We start from the raw sequence: 2,657 nt of genomic DNA, 5'->3' as shown, positions 1-2,657 counted from the left end.
GGCGGGGGCGGGGCGGCCGAGCTCCCAGGCGTCACCCGCGCGGGTGCGGCGGTGGGACAGCAGCGAACCGTCGGCGGTGAGATGGTGCGGCGCCGCCCGCGTCACCACGGTCTCGACGACGTCACCGGGCCGCACCGCGGGCCCCGGACCGGCCCGGAAGTGCACGAGACGCCCGTCGCGCGCCCGGCCGGACAACCTGCCGGTGGCATCGTCCTTACGGCCCTCGCCCGCCGCGACGAGCAGCTCGACCCGCCGGCCGACCAGCTCTCGGTTCTGCGCCCAGGAGACCTCGTCCTGCAGCGCGACCAGGCGGCCGTAGCGCTCGGCCACGGTGGCCCGATCGATCTGGCCGTCCATCGTCGCCGCCGGGGTGCCCGGGCGCGGGGAGTACTGGAAGGTGAACGCCCCGGAGAAGCGCGCCTGGCGCACCACGTCGAGGGTGTCGGCGAAGTCGGCCTCGGTCTCGCCGGGAAAACCGACGATGATGTCGGTGGTGATGGCCGCGTCGGGCATCGCCGCCCGCACCCGTTCGACGATGCCGAGAAACCGGTCCCGACGGTAGGAGCGGCGCATCCGGCGCAGCACGTCGTCCGAGCCGGACTGCAGGGGCATGTGCAACTGGTGGCAGACGTTGGCCGTGGCGGCCATCGCCTCGATGACGTCGTCGGTGAAGTCCCGGGGATGCGGCGAGGTGAAGCGCACCCGCTCGAGGCCCTCAACCCGGCCGCAGGCGGCCAGGAGCTTGGCGAACGCCCCGGGGTCGCCCAGCGACCGGCCGTAGGAGTTCACGTTCTGCCCCAACAGGGTGATCTCCAGCGCCCCCTCGCCGACGAGCGCCTCGACCTCGGCCAGCACGTCGCCCGGCCGGCGATCGCGCTCGCGGCCGCGCAGGCTGGGCACGATGCAGAAGGTGCAGGTGTTGTCGCAGCCCACGCTGATGCTGACCCAGGCCGAGTGGTGGCTGGCCCGCCGCGTCGGCAGCGAGCTGGGAAACACCTCCAGCGCCTCGGCGATCTCCAGCTCGGCGGCGGCGTTGTGCCGGGCCCGCTCCAGCAGCACCGGCAGGCGATGCAGATTGTGGGTGCCGAAGACGACGTCGACCCAGGGGGCCCGGTCGAGGATCGTCGAGCGGTCCTTCTGCGCCAGGCAGCCCCCGACGGCGATCTGCATCCCCGGGTGGCCCTTCTTCACCGGGACGAGCTGGCCGAGGTTGCCGTACAGCCGGTTGTCGGCGTTCTCCCGCACCGCGCAGGTGTTGAACACCACGACGTCGGCCTCGCTGCCGGGGTCGGCCGGGACGTAGCCGGCGGACTCGAGCAGTCCGGAGAGCCGTTCGGAGTCGTGAACGTTCATCTGGCACCCGAACGTGCGTACCTCGTAGCTGCGGCCCGTCACGTCAACCAGCCTACGGCGCGTCGCGCGCGGCCCGGCGGGCGACCGGCGGCCCGCCGGGCCGACCGAACATCGCCGGGGGGGACGAGTACCCCCGAATCAATGTCACCAAATGTACAGATCCCAGCCTTCGGCGGTCGGTCGCGTATCATCCGCGAATATCGCCGCAACGGTCCGGAAACGGAGCGCGGCGGCCGTCCACCTGTCCGACTCACGACTATCCGCGCGCCTGGCCCGGCCGTCCCGGTTCCGCCGGGATGCTTGGTCCAACACCGCACCGTTCTGCCATTGTGTCGGGAGGTCGATGTGCCCCTGGTGACCCTGGAGGGAGTCGGGAAATCCTTCGGCGACAACCGGGTACTGAGCGACGTCGAGCTGTCCGTCGAGGCAGGGGAGGTCGTTGTCGTCATCGGGCCCTCCGGGTCCGGGAAGTCGACGCTGTGCCGCTGCATCAACCGGCTGGAGACGATCGACGAGGGCCGTATCCTGTTCGAAGGGATCCCGCTGCCCGTGGAAGGACGGGAACTCGCCCGGATGCGGTCCCGGGTGGGAATGGTTTTCCAGTCGTTCAATCTGTTTGCCCACCGCACGATTCTCGACAACGTGACCCTTGGGCCGACGAAGGTGCTCGGCCAGAAGCGGGGACAGGCCGAGGCCCGCGCCCGAGAACTGCTGGCCCGGGTCGGCATCGCGGACAAGGCCGACCGGCTGCCCCGGCAGCTCTCTGGCGGCCAGCAGCAGCGCGCCGCCATCGCCCGAGCCCTGGCCATGGACCCGGTTCTGATGCTGTTCGACGAGCCGACCTCGGCACTGGATCCCGAGATGATCTCCGAAGTGCTCGACGTCATGCGATCCCTGGCCGCGACCGGAATGACCATGATCGTGGTCACCCACGAGATGGGCTTCGCCCGCTCCGCCGCCGACCGTGTGGCCTTCATGGCCGACGGCCGCATTCTGGAGATCGCGCCGCCCGGCGACTTCTTCGGCGCGCCGAAAACCGAACGGGCCAGGGATTTCCTGGCCAGGATCCTGCAGCACTGATCGCAGCACCAATCACAGTACTGATCGCAGCACCGGGACACCTCATTCGACACCAGACCTCGCCCCGGACCCGGCGGTCCGGGGCACCGCGAGAGGATCGGTCATGCGTACACCGTTCAGTCGGGGCCGGCGGCCAACCGCCGGGCGTCGTCTTCCCGAGGACCCCGGGCAGCCCGGGGCGAACTCGCTCCGACGGCTCGGCGGGGCCGGCTGCACCCGGCGGC

At 71.0% G+C, this 2,657-nt stretch carries 2 protein-coding genes; one reads left to right on the top strand and one right to left on the bottom strand.

The window, feature by feature from the left end; all coding sequences use genetic code 11:
* Positions 1-1,395 (bottom strand): tRNA (N6-isopentenyl adenosine(37)-C2)-methylthiotransferase MiaB (miaB, locus tag ND748_RS29700; protein ID WP_308205766.1); only part of this gene is annotated, 1,395 nt, incomplete at its 3' end.
* A 303-nt stretch (positions 1,396-1,698) separates the two neighbouring features.
* Between miaB and ND748_RS29695 the strand changes: the two genes are divergently transcribed.
* Positions 1,699-2,433, top strand: coding sequence for an amino acid ABC transporter ATP-binding protein (locus ND748_RS29695; RefSeq protein WP_308205765.1), 735 nt, complete (start codon positions 1,699-1,701; stop codon positions 2,431-2,433).
* Positions 2,434-2,657: the final 224 nt, after the last annotated feature.

This window comes from Frankia sp. AiPs1, from assembly GCF_023716945.1.
In the GTDB taxonomy this organism is placed as follows: Bacteria; Actinomycetota; Actinomycetes; order Frankiales; family Frankiaceae; genus Frankia.
Note: the sequence above shows the minus strand (reverse complement) of the source record. Positions and strands in the feature narration are given on the sequence as shown.